Genomic DNA, 16,707 nt, shown 5'->3' with positions numbered 1-16,707 from the left:
CCTGCGCTCCTTTTCATTGGATTCGACCGATGCGCGACAGGTCGGAGAGGTTCAGCCAGATGAAGAAGGCCTTGCCGACGATGTTTTCCTCCGGCACGAAGCCCCACACCCGGCTGTCGCTGCTGCCGTCGCGATTGTCGCCCATGACGAAATAGTGGCCAGGCGGCACGAAGCAGCGCACTCCCCGCCGGTTGTATTCGCAGCGGTCGGCATAGGGAAACTCGAGCCGCTGCGTGACGAAAGGAGGGGCGACGTCATCGACGAGGATGTCGTGCGGATGCTCTCCCAGATGCTCGCGCCAGCGGGTGGAATAATACAACCGATCGGGATGGAAATAGTCCGGTAGCGGGTCGTATTGTACCGGCACGCCATTGATGCGCAGCTTCTTGTCGAGATATTCGACGTAATCCCCCGGCAGGCCGACGACGCGCTTGATGTAATCGACCGAAGGATCGGCCGGGTAGCGGAATACCATGACCTCGCCGCGCTGCGGGTGCCCCACGGGGATGACGACGCGGTTCAATAGCGGCAGGCGGATGCCGTAGGAGAATTTGTCGACCAGGATGAAGTCGCCCACGAGCAGCGTCGGGATCATCGAGCCGGAGGGGATCTTGAACGGCTCGACCACGAAGGAGCGCAATGCAAAGACGGCGAGGATCACCGGAAAGAAGCTCGCTCCATATTCGACCCACCAGGGTGCAGGAGCGCCCTCTGGGCGGCGTTTGCCCGCCACCCAGCGATCGAACGCCCACAGCACGCCCGTGGCGAGCGTGAGCAGAAAGAGGATCAGCGCGAAATTCATGGTTCCCTGCCTTGGACGAGTGCAGCGAGGCCGCTCAGGCTTCGTCGGTACGCAGCACCGCGAGGAAGGCTTCCTGCGGGATCTCGACGTTGCCGACCTGCTTCATGCGTTTCTTGCCGGCCTTTTGTTTCTCCAGCAGCTTTTTCTTGCGCGAGATGTCGCCACCGTAGCATTTGGCGAGCACGTTCTTGCGCAGCGCCTTGATCGTCTCGCGCGCGATGATGTGCGAGCCGATCGCCGCCTGCAACGGCACGTCGAACATCTGCCGCGGAATGAGGCTGCGCAGTTTCTCCACGAGCTCGCGACCGCGGCGCTGGGCGCTGGCGCGGTGCACGATCACCGAGAGCGCATCGACTTTCTCGCCATTGACGAGCACGTCGAGCTTGACGAGATCGGCCGGGCGGTATTCCTTGAATTCGTAGTCGAGCGAGGCATAGCCGCGCGACACGGACTTCAAGCGGTCGAAGAAGTCCATCACCACTTCGTTCATCGGCAGCTCGAAGATGGCGTGCACCTGGCGGCCGTGGTAGCGCAGGTCGATCTGCACGCCGCGCTTCTGGTTGCACAGGGTGAGCACGGGGCCGAGGTAGTCCTGCGGCACGAAGATGTGCGCGGTGATGATGGGTTCGCGGATCTCTTCGATCTTGCTCGGATCGGGCAGGCGCGAGGGGTTTTCGATGCGCTGCACCTCGCCCGAGCGCAGCACCACTTCATAGACGACCGAAGGCGCCGTGGTGATGAGGTTCTGGCCGAACTCGCGCTCGAGCCGCTCCTGCACGATGTCCATGTGCAGCAGTCCCAGGAAGCCGCAGCGAAAGCCGAATCCCAGCGCCTGCGAGGTCTCGGGCTCGAACTGCAGCGCCGCGTCGTTCAACTTGAGCTTTTCGAGCGCCTCGCGCAGGGAATCGTATTCGCTCGACTCCACCGGATAGAGGCCGGCGAAGACCTGCGGTTTGATCTCGCGGAAGCCGGGCAGCGGCTCGGCGGCGGCGCGGGGCAAGGTGGTGATCGTGTCGCCGACCTTGGCGGCGCGCAATTCCTTGATGCCGGCCACCACGAAGCCCACTTCGCCACACTCGAGCGCGTCGCGCTCGAGCGAGCGCGGCGTAAAGACGCCGAGCCGCTCGATCGTATATTCGGCCCCGGTCGACATCAGGCGGATGCGCTCGCCGCGGGCGAGCCGCCCGTCGACCACGCGCACCAGCATGACGACGCCGACGTAGTTGTCGAACCAGGAATCGATGATGAGCGCGCGGGTGGGCGCGTCGGGCCGGCCACGCGGCGGCGGCACCCGGCGCACCACGGCTTCGAGCACCTCTTCGATGCCCAGCCCCGTCTTGGCCGAGCACAGCACGGCTTCGCTCGCATCCACGCCGATGACGTCTTCGATCTCGGCGCGCGCGCGTTCCGGATCGGCCTGCGGCAGGTCGATCTTGTTGAGCACCGGCACCACCTCGACACCGAGCTCGATGGCGGTGTAGCAGTTGGCCACCGTCTGCGCCTCCACCCCTTGGGAAGCGTCGACCACCAGCAGCGCCCCCTCGCAGGCCGACAGCGAGCGGCTCACCTCGTAGGAGAAATCGACGTGCCCCGGGGTGTCGATGAGGTTGAGCTCGTAGGTCTGGCCGTCGCGCGCCCGGTAGCTGAGCGTGGCGGTCTGCGCCTTGATGGTGATGCCGCGCTCGCGCTCGAGATCCATCGAGTCGAGCACGCGATCTTCCATCTCGCGCTCGGACAGGCCGCCGCAATACTGGATGAGCCGATCGGCGAGCGTAGACTTGCCATGGTCGATGTGGGCGATGATCGAGAAGTTGCGTATGTTTTTCATCGGCAAACAAAAAAAGCCCCGCAGGGCAGTGAGGAGCGGCAAGGACGGTTCATTGGGATCATTCTAACGGAAAACGGGATAAATAGGCATGAACTTTTGCCGCATCGCAGCGATGGCGGCACAACTCCACGTTGCCATGCAGCACGACCGGAATCGCCCGGCCGTAGCGCTCGCGCCAGGCCGGATCCGCATCGACATCCCGTTTGACCACGGAAAAGCCATGGCGTTGCGCGATGGGCGCCAATTCTTCCAGCATCTCATCGCACAGATGGCATTGCGGGCGCGACAGCAGCCACAGTTCGCGCGAACGCGGCACTTCAGGACCCCCCTTTGCGCGTCATGGCGGCCAAGAGGGCTTGCAGCGTCGCAGACGGCACTTCCCCCATGGCGGTACGCAAGGCACCCGGATCCTGGCGCCGCACCACCGTCGTCGCGCCGAAACGTTCGACTTGCTCGGAGGTCTCGGTTCCCTCCCAGGGCTCGAAGAAGACCGACACGGTAACGAGCCCATCACCGATGAGCCACTGCGTGACCGTCTTGCCCGAGGGACCGCGGCGCTGCAGGATCCCCTCGAGCTGAAACCCGGACGGCAAGGCGCCGAACTCCCAGCCGGTTTCACTGGCGCCAACGGATTTGCCCCGCAGGTCGACGTGCCGCCACTCGCTGCGGGAGGAGAATTTCTGCCGGACGACGGCGGTCTGGGTCGCGGCGCCCAAATGAAAATCGGAGAAAGTCTGCGTTTCCAGGGCGCGGGCCGGCGTTTCTTCCCACACCACCCGTTTGAGCACGACCGCGCTTTCCCGATCGATCCACCAATCCTGCCCGAAGCGCAAGGCATCGCGCGGCACGAAGCGCACGCCGAGCACCTCGCGCCCGGCGACGCGGTCCATGCCCAAGGATTCGAGACGGTAGGACGATTCGATGCGACCGACGGAGCCGACCGGATGATAGGAAAGCCCCGCGGCCCCGGCAGCGCGATCGATCAGGACGACGCGATCCTCGGGCAGGAAACAGCGGACCTCGTCGCCGATGCGTATGGTCTCGCGCGGCGCGCCTTCTAGCACCTCGACCCATTCCAGGGGCTTGCCGTCGGCGAGCAGATGGGTCACGCGCAGGGTCTGCATCTTGTCACCGATCTGCAGGACCACCGTACCGTGATAATCGGCGGCAGAAGGGGCGAGCGCCCGTTCGACCCAACGCTGCAGGTCTTCTGCCGCCCGGGCGGAGGCGGCGGCGAGCACGGCAGCGAGGCACAGCGCCACCGTCAGTGTGCGAGCCACGGGCATCAATGCGTACCTCGCGTCTGCGCCATCACTCGGGCATAACGAAGGCTGCCGGGACCATTGGCCCCATGCGCGTTGCCATAGGCCACCCAGTAGAAGCGCTCGTCGACGCTCGCCTCCTCCTGGACCTGGGGAGCCGCATCGGCAGCAGCCTGGCGCAGGGGCAAGGCCTCGCCGCCCGCTTCACGCGGCGCCTGCCACACGGCCCAGCCAGCGGTGGCGACCACCGCCACGGCGGCGGCCGTGGCCATCCAGCGCAGACGGGGCTCGTTGGCGGCAGGTCGCCGGGGCAGCGGCACGACTGCCAGGGCTGGAGCCTCGGCGTCTATGCGGGCAAGGATGGATGCCCGTAGATCACGCATCGGCGTGGCGAGCTCTCCGCGCAGCGCTTCGCCAATGAGATGATAGGCCGCCCAGCGCCCCGACAATGCCGGGTCGCTCGCGAGCCGTTCGGCCCAAAACGCGGCGTCAGCGCCGTCGAGCTCACCATCGATCAGGGCCGACAGCGCTTCTGGAGTCGTTTTCGTGTCGCGCATCATGTCGTTTCCTACCAACGTCGATCTGGGGCCGTGTCGAGCAGCGGCCGCAAACGGTGTGCGATCGCCTCCCGGGCGCGAAAGATCCGCGAGCGCACGGTGCCGATCGGGCAGCCCATCACCTGGGCGATTTCTTCATAGCTGAGCCCTTCGAGCTCGCGCAGCGTGATCGCGATGCGCAATTCTTCGGGCAGGGACTGGATCGCCTCTTCCACCGTCTGGGCGATCTCCTGGGTGAGGAGCAGGTTTTCCGGTGTCTCGCTGTCGCTGAGCGTGTCGAGTTCGTCCCACGTCTCTCCCTCCTCCGTTTCATGGACGGTGGCACTCACCGCTGGACGGCGGTTGGAGGCCATCAGGTGATTCTTTGCGGTGTTGATGGCGATGCGGTAGAGCCAGGTGTAGAAGGCGCTGTCGCCGCGAAACGAGTCGAGCGCCCGATACGCCTTGATGAAGGTCTCCTGCGTCAAGTCTTCCACCTCCGCCGGGTCGCGCACCAGGCGCGACAACAACCGCTGCACCTTGCGCTGGTATTTCGACACGAGCAGCCCGAAGGCGTTCTTGTCGCCTTGCCGCGCGCGCGCCACGAGCTGTTGGTCGATTTCTCGGTTGGTCATCGAAAGCGAGCCTGACTTCCCTGTCGGAAGTTCATTATACCCACTCGCTTCGCCGACATTTGCCGAAATCGACTTCGGGAGCGGCGATTTGGTTCCGCCGTTGTGATACCCTTCGATTCCCCACCCCCTCTTTCCTGTCCGCGATGGAACACTTCGACGTCCTCATCCTCGGCAGCGGCCTCGCTGGTCAGAGCGTGGCGCTGAAACTCGCCGACCAATACAAGGTCGCCCTCGTCACCAAGCGCACCTTGATGGAGAGCGCCAGCGCCTATGCCCAAGGGGGCATCGCGGCGGTGCTCGACGATGCCGACAGCATCGAAGCGCACGTGCGCGACACGCTCGTAGCCGGCGCAGGGCTGTGCGACCCGAAAGCCGTGCGCTTCGTGGTCGAACGCGGCAAGAAAGCCATCGACTGGCTCATCGCCCAAGGGGTGCCGTTCTCGCGCGACGAGCGCGGCCAGTACCATCTCACCCGCGAGGGCGGACACTCGCAGCGGCGCATCATCCACGCGGCGGATGCCACCGGTGCGGCCGTGCAGCAGACGCTCACCGCCAAGGTGAAAGCGCATCCGAACATCCAGGTGTTCGAGCACCACATCGCGATCGACCTCATCACCGGCGCGAAGATCGGTCGGCCCGAACTGGGGTGCCTCGGCGCTTATGTCTTCGACCGGCAGGCCGGACACGTGCGCACCTTCTCCGCCGGGCACACGGTGCTCGCCACCGGCGGCGCGGGCAAGGTCTACCTCTATTCGACCAACCCGGACACCGCCACGGGCGATGGCATCGCCATGGCCTGGCGTGCCGGCTGCCGCGTGGCAAACATGGAGTTCATCCAGTTCCATCCCACCTGCCTCTATCACCCGCACGCCAAGTCTTTCCTCATCAGCGAGGCAGTGCGCGGCGAAGGCGGCATCTTGCGGCTGCCCAATGGCGAGCGCTTCATGCCAAAACACGACCCGCGCGCCGAACTCGCGCCGCGCGACATCGTGGCGCGCGCCATCGACTACGAAATGAAGCGGCTCGGCATCGAGTGCGTCTATCTCGACATCACGCACAAGGATGCGGACTGGATCCGCAGCCATTTTCCCAACATCTACGCGCGCTGCCTGGAACTGGGCATCGACATCACCAAGCAGCCGATCCCGGTGGTGCCGGCGGCGCACTATACCTGCGGCGGCGTCAAGGTGGATCTGGCTTCCCGCACCGATCTGCCGCACCTCTACGCGGTGGGCGAGTCGACCTGCACGGGGCTGCACGGCGCCAATCGCCTGGCGAGCAATTCGCTGCTCGAGTGCCTCGTCTTCGGGGAAGCCGCGGTGCAGGACATGCTGGCGCAGCCTCGGCGCGCGCCCCTGCCGCTGCCCGACTGGGACGAGAGCCGCGTGACCGACGCCGACGAGGAAGTGGTGATCGCGCACAACTGGGACGAGCTGCGCCGCTTCATGTGGGACTACGTCGGCATCGTGCGCACGACCAAGCGCCTGCAGCGGGCGATGCACCGCATCCGGTTGCTGGAGCGCGAGATCGCCGAGTACTACGCGAATTTCCGGGTGAGCAACGACCTCATCGAGCTGCGCAACCTGGTGACGGTGGCCGAGCTCATCGTGCGCTGCGCGCTCAGACGAAAGGAGAGCCGCGGCTTGCATTACACCAAGGACTATCCCGAGATGCTGCCGGTCGCCCGCGATACCATCCTAAGACCGCGGCGGCCGGCCAGTGGCACACCAGTGCGCCAAAGCCCAACGGTCTGACTCGGACAAGGACGGCAGCTCGATGAGATAAGTTGCGCCGCGGCCGCCGCGCCGCGGGCAAGCGCGCAAGATCACCCAGGGGCCGAAGCGCCAGGCGTCGGTGCGATGGCGCGGCGCATCGTCCGCGGCAAATGCAAGGTGGTGGCCGGGCCACAACCACAGGGCCTTCGTAGCGGAACACGACCGGTGCCACCGGATGCCGACAGCCACAAAGGCGACGGCGAGTGCGACCGCCTTGGGCCAAGGAAAATATACGAAGGAGAGGACGAACCCCGCCGCGACCAGAGCGAGCGCCAGGCCGGTCGAATACCGCGGCAAGGGCACGACGAGCCGGTAGGGCTGCGCCGTACCCTCCATGGATCAGACCCGCTTGAAGAGCAGCGTGCCGTTGGTGCCGCCAAAGCCGAAGGAATTGGACAGGGCGGCACGGATGCGCGTGGGGCGGGCGACGTTGGGACAATAATCCAGATCGCACCCCTCGCCGGGCTCTTCGAGGTTGATGGTGGGCGGCACGATCTGCTGATGCAGCGCGAGCACGGTGAATACGGCCTCCACCCCGCCGGCCGCGCCCAGCAGGTGCCCGGTCATGGACTTGGTCGAGCTCACCACCAGCTGCCGCGCGTGCTCGCCGAAAGTGCGCTTCACCGCCAGCGTCTCGGCCACGTCGCCCAGCGGCGTGGAAGTGCCGTGGGCGTTGATGTAGTCGATCTCGTCGGGCGCCATCCGCGCGTCTTTGAGCGCGTTGCGCATGCAGCGCATCGCCCCATCGCCATCCTCGCACGGCGCCGTCATGTGGAAGGCGTCGGCGCTCATACCGTAGCCGGCCACCTCGGCATAGATGCGCGCGCCGCGGGCCTTGGCGTGCTCGTATTCCTCGAGCACCAACACCCCTGCTCCCTCACCGAGCACGAAACCGTCGCGGTCTTTGTCCCAGGGGCGGCTCGCCCGTTCGGGCTCGTCGTTGCGCGTGGAGAGCGCCTTGGCCGAGGCGAAGCCGCCGATCGCCAGCGGCGTCACGGTCGATTCGGCCCCGCCGGCGATCATCACATCGACGTCACCGTACTGAATCATGCGCGTCGCCTCGCCGATGCAGTGCGTGGCGGTACTGCAGGCGGTCACCATCGCCAGGCACGGCCCCTTGATGCCGAAATGGATCGACAGGTGGCCGGAGATCATGTTGATGATGGTGGCGGGAATGAAGAAAGGCGAGATGCGCCGCGGGCCACTTTTGAGGAATTCGCCGTGCGTCTCTTCGATCATCGGCAGACCGCCGATGCCGGAGCCGATGTTGATGCCGATGCGCTCGGAATTGTCTTCGGTGATCTCAAGCCCCGAATCGCGCACGGCCTGGATGCCGGCCGCCATCCCGTAGTGGATGAAGGTATCCATGCGGCGCGCTTCTTTCTTGGGGATGTAGGCCTCGACGTCGAACCCCTTGACCTCGCCGGCGATGCGCACCGGAAAACCGGAAGCATCGAAACGGCTGATGGGAACGATGCCGGAGCGCCCGGCGACGATGTTGGCCCAGGCTTCTTCGACGGTATTGCCGACCGGGGAAATGATCCCCATCCCGGTGACGACGACTCTGCGACGGGTCAAGGTTGGCTCCGCGGGAGAAGAAAAAGGATTATTTCTTGACGTGATTGGTGATGTAGTCGATGGCCTGCTGCACCGTGGTGATCTTCTCGGCGTCTTCGTCCGGAATCTCGCATTCGAATTCTTCTTCCAGCGCCATCACCAGTTCGACGGTGTCAAGCGAATCGGCGCCGAGATCGTCGACGAACGAGGATTCGTTCTTGATCTCGGATTCATTGACGCCCAGCTGCTCGGCTACGATTTTCTTGACACGCTGCTCGATGTTTTCCATTTCAGGAAACTCCTTGAACGGGATGTGGAAAAAACGGGGTTATTCTACCAAACTTGGGAAGTTTGCAACGGAAGGTTACACCATCAAGCGGCCATGTACATGCCGCCATTGACGTGCAGCGTCGCGCCGGTGACGTAGGAGGCCGCCGGCGAAGCGAGAAAGAGCACCGCCGCGGCCACCTCTTCGGGCGCGCCGAACCGCCCCAGGGCGATGCGGGCGGCCAGGCCGTTGCGGGCTTCGTCGCCGAGCGCCCGGGTCATGTCGGTGTCGATGAAGCCAGGGGCGACGCAATTGACCGTGATGCCGCGGCTACCCAGCTCCAGCGCGAGCGAGCGGCTCATGCCGGCCACGCCCGCTTTCGCCGCGGCGTAATTGGCCTGACCGGGATTGCCCGAGTGCGCCACCACGGAGGTGAGATTGACGATGCGGCCGTAACGCGCCTTCATCATCCCCTTGAGTACGAGCTTGCACAGGCGAAAGGTCGCCTTGAGGTTGGTGTCGAGCACGGCATCCCACTCTTCGTCCTTCATCCGCAAGGCGAGGTTGTCGCGGGTGATGCCGGCATTGTTCACCAATACGGCGATGGGACCGTGATCCCGTTCGACAGCGCCGATGAAGGCGGCGGCCGCAGCGGCGTCGGTGACGTCGAGCCGCATTCCTTCGCCGGCGATACCCTCGGCGCGCAGCGCCTCGGAGATGGCGGCGGCGCCCTCATCGGTGGTCGCCGTGCCGATCACCTTGGCCCCCGCCTGTCCCAGGGCGAGCGCGACGGCGCGTCCGATGCCGCGGGAGGCGCCGGTGACGACGGCCGTCTGGCCGTCGAGGCGAAACTGGATCATGTCTTCCCCTTGTCCTCGTTAGCTCTGGGCAGCAAGCGCCTCGAGCGCCGCACGCAGGCTCGCCGCGTCGGCGAGCGCCCCACCGTCGAGATCCTTGACGATGCGCTTGGTGAGCGCGGCGAGTACCTTGCCGGGCCCGCATTCATAGACGTGCGTGATGCCGCGGCGGGCCGCCTCTTCGATCGTCTCGATCCAGCGCACGGGGCGCCAGGCCTGCTCGACGAGCGCCCGGCGGATCTCTTCGGGGTCGCGGTGTTCGGCGACATCGACGTTGTGCAGCACGGGAATGCGCGGCGGGCGCAGCGCGATGCCCGCGAGGCGCTCGGCCAGACGCTCGGCGGCCGGCTTCATCAGTTCGCAGTGAAAAGGAGCGCTCACGGGTAGCGGCACGGCGCGCTTGGCCCCGGCCTCTTTGGCGAGTACCGCGGCGCGCTCGACGGCCCCCTTGTGCCCGGCGATGACGATCTGCCCCGGGGCATTGAGATTGGCCGGGGCGACGGTCTCGCCGGTCTCGGCAGCGGCCTGGCGACAGACGGTTTCCACGGCCGCGGCATCCAACCCCATCACCGCGGCCATGGCACCGACCCCGGCCGGAACCGCCTCCTGCATCGCTTGGGCGCGCAACCGCACGAGAGGCAACGCATCGGCGAACGACAGGCTTTCGGCAGCCACCAGCGCCGTATATTCCCCCAGGCTGTGTCCGGCAAGGAGCGCCGGCTCGGGGCCACCCAGAGCGCGCCAGGCACGCCACACGGCCACGCCGGCCGTGAGCATGAGGGGTTGGGTGTTGACCGTGAGCGAGAGCCGCTCGGCCGGGCCGGACTGGGCCATCTCCCACAGATCCTCGCCGAGCACGTCGCTCGCCTCGGCAAAGGTCTCACGGATGGCCGGCAGCCCCTCATAAGAAGCCATCATACCGACGGACTGCGAGCCTTGGCCGGGGAACACGAACATGAAGCGCATGATTCTCCGTCTCCTCAATAGCGCAGCAGCGCCGCGCCCCAGGTAAACCCGCCGCCGATCCCTTCGAGCAACAGCGTCTGGCCGGGACGGATCTTGCCCTCGGCGATGCCGGTATCGAGCGCCAGCGGAATGGAAGCCGCCGAAGTGTTGCCGTGCCGATCCACGGTGCTGATGACCCGCTCGAGCGGCAAGCCCAGGCGCTTGGCCGTAGCCTGCAGGATGCGGACGTTGGCCTGATGCGGGATCAGCCAGTCGAGCGCCTCCACCGGAAGCTTGGCCAGATCGAGCACCTCGTGCGCCACCTCGGCGAGCACCTGGACCGCGAACTTGAATACCGCCTGCCCCTCCATGCGCACGAAGGGGTCGCCCTGTACCTTGCCCGCGCCCACCTGACCCGGCACCCATAGCTCGGCATGGTGCCGCCCGTCGGCGTGCAGGCGCGTGGCGAGGATGCCGGGCAGTTCGTCGGCTTCGAGTACGATGGCACCGGCCCCGTCGCCGAAGAGCACGCAGGTGGAGCGGTCGTTCCAATCCAGAATGCGGGAGAAGACCTCCGCCCCGACCACCAGGGCCCGGTGCGCCTCCCCCAGGCGCAGGAATTTGTCGGCGAGCGCCAGCGCATAGATGAAGCCGCTGCACACCGCCTGCACGTCGAAGGCGGGCGCCCGGTTGGTCATGCCGAGCTTGGCCTGCAGAAGCGTAGCGGTACTCGGAAAGACGTAATCGGGCGTGGAGGTGGCAAGCACGATGAGGTCGATGTCGTCGGGGCGGCAGTCTGCCTGCTCCAAGGCGCGACGTGCGGCCACGAGCGCCAGGTCGCTCGCCATCTCCCCCTCGGCAGCGAAGTGCCGCGCGGCGATGCCGGTGCGCGTGCGGATCCATTCATCCGAAGTTTCGATGCCACGCGCGACCAGATCGTCGTTGGTGATGGGCACACCGGGCAGATGGCTGCCGGTGCCGATGATGCGGGAAAATCTCATGACGATGACACCTCGGTGACGGGCGAAGCGGCCCGCGGCCACGCCCCGGCCATTTTTTGTTCGATGCGCTCGACCAGGCGATGCGCTGCCGCCTCGGCCGCCCGATCCAGCGCCTGGCCGAAGGCATAGGCATCGGCCCCGCCGTGGCTCTTCACCACGACGCCGCGCAGCCCCACCAGCACCGCTCCATTGTAGCGGCGCGGATCGACGCGGGCCTTGAAGTGCTTGAGCACCGGATAGGCCGCCAGCCCCATGAGGCGGGTGAGCAGATTGCGGTTGAATTCCTCGCGCAGGATGAGCGCGAGCATCTGCGCCAGGCCCTCGGTGGTCTTGAGGGCGACGTTGCCAACGAAGCCGTCGCACACCACCACATCCGCCTGACCGGAATAGATGTCCTCGACGTTGCCGACGAAATTGAGATCGGTGGTACGCAAGAGCGCCGCGGCCTCGCGCACCACCTGATTGCCTTTGATGTCCTCGGTGCCGATGTTGAGCAGCCCCACCCGCGGGCGCTCCACCTGTTCGACCGCGGATACGAGCAGCGACCCCATGATGCCGAATTGGCGCAGGTGCTCGGCGGTGCAATCGACGTTGGCCCCCAGGTCGAGCACCCAGACGCGGCTGCCGCGCGCCGGCAGCACCGTGGCGATCGCCGGGCGATCGATGCCGGGCAGCGTCTTCAGCACGAAGCGCGCGATCGACATCAGCGCCCCGGTATTGCCCGCGGAGACCGCCGCCTGCGCCCGGCCGGCCTTGATCTGCTCGATGGCCACGCGCAGGGAGGAATCCTTCTTGTTGCGCATGGCGGAAGTGGGCGCCTCGTCCATCCCGACGACCTGGGAAGCCGGCGCGAGCTCGATGCGCCCGCCAAAGCGACGCCGCAGACGCGCGACTTCCGCTTCGAGCGCCTCTGGCTGCCCCACCGCCAGCACCGACACGCCGGGGCGCCGGCGCAAGAACGCCTCGATCGCCGGCAGCGTGACCTGAGGGCCATGATCGCCGCCCATGCAATCGACGGCGAGCACGAGCGAGCCTTCGCTCTCGGAATCCGTCATGATCGGTCACAAAAAACGTGCAACCGCGGCACCAGGCAGCGCGAACGATTGCACGAGATCATCGGGCGCAGAAACGCAGGGATCACTCGCCGCTGACGTCGATCACCTTGCGGCCACGGTAAAAGCCGCTCGGCGTGACGTGATGGCGCAGATGCACTTCACCCGTGGTCGGATCGACGGCGATCGGCGGATTCTTCAGCGCCTGGTGCGCACGGTGCATCCCACGCTTGGAAGGGGACTTCTTGTTCTGCTGAACGGCCATGACCGGATACTCCTCTCGTTCGAACCGGCCGGACGATGCCGGCCAAAAAGCTGGGTATTATCTCACGAACGCTTCAACTGCGCCAAGACTGCAAAAGGCGACGGCTTCTCGCCTGCCTCCCACGGCCCCGGTGGCTCGCAGACTTCGTGCCGCGCAAAAACGGGCAACTCGAGCAGGATCTCGTCCTCGACGAGGCTCGCCACGTCAATCGTGCCGGCAAAGTGGATCGCGTCGCAGGATTCGTCCTCGAGCTCCTCGTCGGGAATGAGCTCGTCGGCGCGATACAGCGACAGGCGCCGCGCCACGGCGAAGACCCAGTCCATCGGCTCCAGACAACGCTCGCAGCGCAGCACTGCCACACCCTGCGCGCTCACCTCGAGCGCGGCACGGCCATCCTCGAGGCGCAGCCCCGAGACATGCCAGCGCACCGCCCCCAGCTCGAGCGAGGAAGCGGCCAGACGCGGCAGCTCGGCCGAGCCGAACTCGCCGGAGAGCGAAGCGGCATCCCGGGCGAACGCCAGCGGATCGGACACAATCACGTTTTGCGACATAAGTCGATAATGATAAGATTTCCCGACGTTTTTGTCAAAAAATACTACCATGCCCCGCCTGATCCTCGCCTCGACCTCCTCCTACCGCCGCCAGCTCCTCGAACGATTCGGCGTACCATTCGTCGCCATCGCTCCGCAGGTAGACGAGACGCCGCTGCCCGAAGAGCCGCCGGAACAGACGGCACGGCGACTGGCCGAAGCCAAGGCCCGCGCGGTCGCGGCAACGCTCGGCGAAGCTTGCCACGTCATCGGCAGCGACCAGGTCGCCCACCTCGGCGATGAGCGCTTCGGCAAGCCCGGCAGCGCGCAGCGCGCCATCGAGCAGTTGCGGCGCATGCGCGGACAGACGGTGGAATTCTCCACCGCCGTGTGCGTGCTCGACGAAGAGGGCCACGTCCAGACCGAACTCGTGCCCACCCGGGTGCGCTTTCGCGCCGATCTCACCGACGAGGAGATCGTGCGCTACGTCGAGCGCGAACGGCCGCTCGACTGCGCTGGCAGCGCCAAGGCCGAGGGGCTCGGCATCGCGTTGCTCGAGGCGGTCGAATCGAGCGATCCCACCGCCCTCATCGGCCTGCCGCTCATCGCTACGGCGCGGATGCTGCGCCGCCTCGGCTGGGCGCTGCCGTGACCCCGGGGCGCCTGCTGCTCATCCCCACGCCGCTCGGCGACGGAGGTCCGCCGCTGCTGCCCCCCGAGCACCTGCGCGAAATACAGCGCCTGCGCCGTTTCGTCGTCGAAAACGAAAAACCGGCCCGCGCTGCCCTCAAGCGCCTGGGACACCCGGGGCCGATCGCCGCACTCTTGCTACAGCGCCTCCCCGAATCTCCTGCCCCAGCCGCCCTGGACGTGCTGCTCGCCCCTTGCCTGGAAGGCGAGGACCTCGGTCTGATGTCGGATGCCGGCTGTCCCGGCGTGGCCGACCCGGGAGCAGCGCTGGTCGCCCGGGCGCATCGACGCGGCATCGCCGTAGTCCCCCTCGTCGGCCCCTCGGCCATCCTGCTCGCGCTCATGGGCAGCGGCCTCGACGGCCAGCGTTTCGCCTTCCACGGCTACCTGCCGATCCCGCCGTCAGAGCGCGCCGCTGCCATCGCCGCGCTGGAAGCAGAATCCCGCGCCCGGAGGCAGAGCCAGTTCTTCATCGAAACGCCGTATCGCAACGAGCGCATGCTCGAAACCCTGGCGCAGGTGCTGGTGCCGACGACGCTGCTGTGCGTGGCCTGCCACCTCACCCAGCCGGATCAGTGGATCCGCACCGCCCCCGTCGCGCGCTGGCGCGCCGAGCCTTTACCGACGCTGGGCAAGCGCCCGACCGTCTTCGGCTTCCTCGCCCAGCAATAGCGGCGCGAGCGCACGCGGCGCATCCACCACCGACAACGGCCGCAGCGCCGCGAGCGCCTCGCGCGGATGCGCTCCGTAGGCCACGCCGATGCCGGCCGTCCCCGCCGCCTGGGCCATGAGCAGGTCGTGCGTCGTATCGCCGATCATCACCGCCCGCTCGGGCGGCACGGCGAATTCCTCCAGCAGCTCCTGCAGCATCTGCGGATGCGGCTTGGAATGGCACTCATCGGCCGTGCGCGAGGCCATCACGTAGCGGCGCAGGCCCGAATGATCGAGCGCCCGCTCCAGCCCCAGCCGGCTCTTGCCGGTGGCCACCGCCACGTAGCGCCCGGCGGCCACGAGTCGCGCAAGGAGCTCCTCGACGCCGGGAAAGAGGGCGAGCTCGCCGTCATGCGATAAGTAATGGTGGCGGTAGCGCGCCGCCATCTCCGGATAGCGCTGCGGCGGCAGCTCCGGCAGCGCCTGGCGCAAAGCATCGGCCAGCCCCAGGCCGATCACGTGGCGCGCCCGCTCGGCCGGTGGCGGCGCAATCCCCAGCTCCTCGGCGGCGCGCTGCATCGCCCGGACGATGGCCGCCGTCGAATCCATCAGCGTGCCGTCCCAATCGAACACCACCAGCTCGAATGCGCTCACCCTTCCTCCCCCGGCCCCAGACCGGCCAAGAATTCCCCCAACTCCGGTGGCAGCGGCGCCTCCAGTTCGAGACGCAGCCCCGAGCGCGGATGCACGAAAGCAAGAAATGCCGCGTGCAGGAACATGCGATCGAATCCCGCTCGCGCCAACGCCTTGTTGGCGGCGAAACGGCCGTACTTCTCGTCGCCCACCAGCGGATGCCCCAGATGCGCCATATGCACGCGAATCTGATGCGTGCGCCCCGTCTTCAGTTCCACTTCGACCAGGGTATAACCCGCCTGCGGCCAGCGCCGCAGCCGCCGCACGATGCTGTGCGCGACCTTCCCTTCGGGGCTCACGCGCACGCGCCGCTCCCCTTCGGCCGTGAGGTACTTGAAGAGCGGCGCGCGCACGTGCTGTAAAGGGTGCTCGACGAGGCCATGGACCAAGGCGAGATAACGCTTGCGCACCTGTCCGGCGCGCAGGGCATCCTGCAGCGCTTTCAGGGCCGAGCGGCGCTTGGCCACCATCAGCAGGCCGGAAGTCTCGCGATCGAGCCGATGCACCAGCTCGAGCAGCGACGCCCCGGGTCGCTCGGCGCGCAAGCGTTCGATCACCCCGAACGCGACGCCGGAGCCGCCATGCACCGCCAACCCGGCCGGCTTGTCGAGGACGAGCAAGTCTTCGTCCTCATGGATCACCGGCAGCGGCGGCCCGGCGGGAATCGCCGGACGCACGGGCGCCTCGGCCACGCGCACTGGCGGCACCCGCACCCGCTGCCCTTGCGCCAGGCGCGTCTGCGCCTGTGCCCGACGCCCGTCGACGCGCACCTCGCCGCTGCGGATGATGCGATAGACATGGCTCTTCGGCACCCCCTTGAGGTGGCGCAAGAGGTAGTTGTCCAGGCGCTGTCCTGCGCCCGCCTCGTCGACGCACCACTCCTGCGCCGCGGGAGAAATTTTGCGTTCCATCATCTTCCCGAATATACTATCGCTTCGATTCACGGTCGAGTCGTCGTGCAACGTCCACCCGGAGTGGACCGACTTCGAGCGGTCGAGCCCGTCGAGAAGACGCCGTGCTCCCGCCCGACCGGAATCGAACAACCCCTCCGACCCGGCGCCCGTCTTTTCGGCGCCGCGTTGGATGAACCGGCGGAACACCAGGCTCGCCCGGCCTTATCGACTTTTTTCTCAACTTGAACGGCTCGGGCGGACACGAACAGGAATGCAGTCCGCCGCACCCCGAACGGTGCGGCAGAACCGAAGAGATGATCGACGACATGGTGCCACCGAATCCAGGCCCCACGCCTCCCGCACTGCACGGCGCAGTCCCTTGCCCCGTGCGGCCTCAACGGCCGCCGCGGAACGGCGCCTCCGCGCGCTGACGTCGACCCTCACCGGGCCGCTGCCCGTTCGCGTCC

Annotated in this window: 19 protein-coding genes; 3 read left to right on the top strand and 16 right to left on the bottom strand. The window is 66.8% G+C overall.

Annotated features, from left to right (window positions below):
* Positions 1-13: 13 nt before the first annotated feature.
* The 6 genes from lepB to rpoE are packed head-to-tail and all read right to left on the bottom strand — an operon-like array spanning position 14 to position 5,063.
* The gene (lepB, locus tag ASC37_RS09645; protein ID WP_055424173.1) at positions 14-802 is read right to left on the bottom strand and encodes a signal peptidase I; all 789 of its coding nucleotides are present in this window, start codon (positions 800-802) and stop codon (positions 14-16) included.
* Between the two features lie 34 nt (positions 803-836).
* On the bottom strand, positions 837-2,630 hold the full coding sequence (lepA, locus tag ASC37_RS09640) for a translation elongation factor 4 (protein WP_055424192.1): 1,794 nt from the start codon (positions 2,628-2,630) through the stop codon (positions 837-839).
* A 58-nt stretch (positions 2,631-2,688) separates the two neighbouring features.
* Positions 2,689-2,946, bottom strand: coding sequence for a glutaredoxin family protein (locus tag ASC37_RS09635; protein WP_072247982.1), 258 nt, complete (start codon positions 2,944-2,946; stop codon positions 2,689-2,691).
* Between the two features lies 1 nt (position 2,947).
* Positions 2,948-3,910, bottom strand: a complete 963-nt coding sequence (locus ASC37_RS09630) for a MucB/RseB C-terminal domain-containing protein (protein ID WP_218054559.1) — start codon at positions 3,908-3,910, stop codon at positions 2,948-2,950.
* Positions 3,911-3,915: 5 nt separating this feature from the next.
* Positions 3,916-4,452, bottom strand: a complete 537-nt coding sequence (locus tag ASC37_RS09625; protein ID WP_055424171.1) for a sigma-E factor negative regulatory protein — start codon at positions 4,450-4,452, stop codon at positions 3,916-3,918.
* A gap of 8 nt (positions 4,453-4,460) precedes the next feature.
* Positions 4,461-5,063, bottom strand: a complete 603-nt coding sequence (rpoE, locus tag ASC37_RS09620) for an RNA polymerase sigma factor RpoE (RefSeq protein ID WP_028875091.1) — start codon at positions 5,061-5,063, stop codon at positions 4,461-4,463.
* 143 nt (positions 5,064-5,206) lie between these two features.
* Here rpoE and nadB point away from each other — a divergent pair, with 143 nt between their 5' ends.
* Positions 5,207-6,817, top strand: coding sequence for an L-aspartate oxidase (gene nadB, locus ASC37_RS09615; RefSeq protein ID WP_055424170.1), 1,611 nt, complete (start codon positions 5,207-5,209; stop codon positions 6,815-6,817).
* Between the two features lie 360 nt (positions 6,818-7,177).
* Here nadB and fabF read toward each other — a convergent pair whose 3' ends face one another.
* The 8 genes from fabF to ASC37_RS09570 form a co-directional block, all read right to left on the bottom strand.
* The gene (gene fabF / locus ASC37_RS09605; protein ID WP_055424168.1) at positions 7,178-8,416 is read right to left on the bottom strand and encodes a beta-ketoacyl-ACP synthase II; all 1,239 of its coding nucleotides are present in this window, start codon (positions 8,414-8,416) and stop codon (positions 7,178-7,180) included.
* Between the two features lie 28 nt (positions 8,417-8,444).
* Positions 8,445-8,684 carry an acyl carrier protein gene (acpP, locus tag ASC37_RS09600; protein ID WP_055424167.1) on the bottom strand — a complete coding sequence of 80 codons (240 nt, stop codon included), beginning with the start codon at positions 8,682-8,684 and terminating at the stop codon, positions 8,445-8,447.
* Between the two features lie 83 nt (positions 8,685-8,767).
* On the bottom strand, positions 8,768-9,520 hold the full coding sequence (fabG, locus tag ASC37_RS09595) for a 3-oxoacyl-ACP reductase FabG (protein ID WP_055424190.1): 753 nt from the start codon (positions 9,518-9,520) through the stop codon (positions 8,768-8,770).
* Between the two features lie 21 nt (positions 9,521-9,541).
* Positions 9,542-10,486, bottom strand: coding sequence for an ACP S-malonyltransferase (fabD, locus tag ASC37_RS09590; RefSeq protein ID WP_055424166.1), 945 nt, complete (start codon positions 10,484-10,486; stop codon positions 9,542-9,544).
* 14 nt (positions 10,487-10,500) lie between these two features.
* Positions 10,501-11,466, bottom strand: coding sequence for a beta-ketoacyl-ACP synthase III (locus ASC37_RS09585; protein ID WP_055424165.1), 966 nt, complete (start codon positions 11,464-11,466; stop codon positions 10,501-10,503).
* On the bottom strand, positions 11,463-12,521 hold the full coding sequence (gene plsX / locus ASC37_RS09580; RefSeq protein WP_055424164.1) for a phosphate acyltransferase PlsX: 1,059 nt from the start codon (positions 12,519-12,521) through the stop codon (positions 11,463-11,465). The genes ASC37_RS09585 and plsX overlap by 4 nt, the downstream gene beginning before the upstream one ends.
* Positions 12,522-12,603: 82 nt before the next feature.
* A complete protein-coding gene (gene rpmF / locus ASC37_RS09575) occupies positions 12,604-12,783 on the bottom strand; it encodes a 50S ribosomal protein L32 (RefSeq protein ID WP_055424163.1) in 180 nt (59 codons plus the stop codon).
* Positions 12,784-12,845: 62 nt separating this feature from the next.
* Positions 12,846-13,322, bottom strand: a complete 477-nt coding sequence (locus ASC37_RS09570) for a YceD family protein (RefSeq protein ID WP_141056352.1) — start codon at positions 13,320-13,322, stop codon at positions 12,846-12,848.
* 61 nt (positions 13,323-13,383) lie between these two features.
* On the opposite strand from ASC37_RS09570, the gene ASC37_RS09565 reads away from it, so the two are divergent.
* Positions 13,384-13,965, top strand: coding sequence for a Maf family nucleotide pyrophosphatase (locus tag ASC37_RS09565; protein ID WP_055424161.1), 582 nt, complete (start codon positions 13,384-13,386; stop codon positions 13,963-13,965).
* Positions 13,962-14,675 carry an SAM-dependent methyltransferase gene (locus ASC37_RS09560; RefSeq protein ID WP_082438449.1) on the top strand — a complete coding sequence of 238 codons (714 nt, stop codon included), beginning with the start codon at positions 13,962-13,964 and terminating at the stop codon, positions 14,673-14,675. Before ASC37_RS09565 ends, ASC37_RS09560 begins: the two co-directional genes overlap by 4 nt.
* Here ASC37_RS09560 and ASC37_RS09555 read toward each other — a convergent pair.
* Both ASC37_RS09555 and ASC37_RS09550 read right to left on the bottom strand, forming a co-directional pair.
* The gene (locus tag ASC37_RS09555) at positions 14,622-15,308 is read right to left on the bottom strand and encodes an HAD family hydrolase (RefSeq protein ID WP_232424761.1); all 687 of its coding nucleotides are present in this window, start codon (positions 15,306-15,308) and stop codon (positions 14,622-14,624) included. The genes ASC37_RS09560 and ASC37_RS09555 overlap by 54 nt on opposite strands.
* Entirely contained in the window at positions 15,305-16,261 is a 957-nt protein-coding gene (locus ASC37_RS09550) for an RluA family pseudouridine synthase (RefSeq protein ID WP_055424160.1), read from the bottom strand. The genes ASC37_RS09555 and ASC37_RS09550 overlap by 4 nt, the downstream gene beginning before the upstream one ends.
* Positions 16,262-16,707: the final 446 nt, after the last annotated feature.

Source organism: Tepidiphilus thermophilus (genome assembly GCF_001418245.1).
In the GTDB taxonomy this organism is placed as follows: Bacteria; Pseudomonadota; Gammaproteobacteria; order Burkholderiales; family Rhodocyclaceae; genus Tepidiphilus; species Tepidiphilus succinatimandens.
Note: the sequence above shows the minus strand (reverse complement) of the source record. Positions and strands in the feature narration are given on the sequence as shown.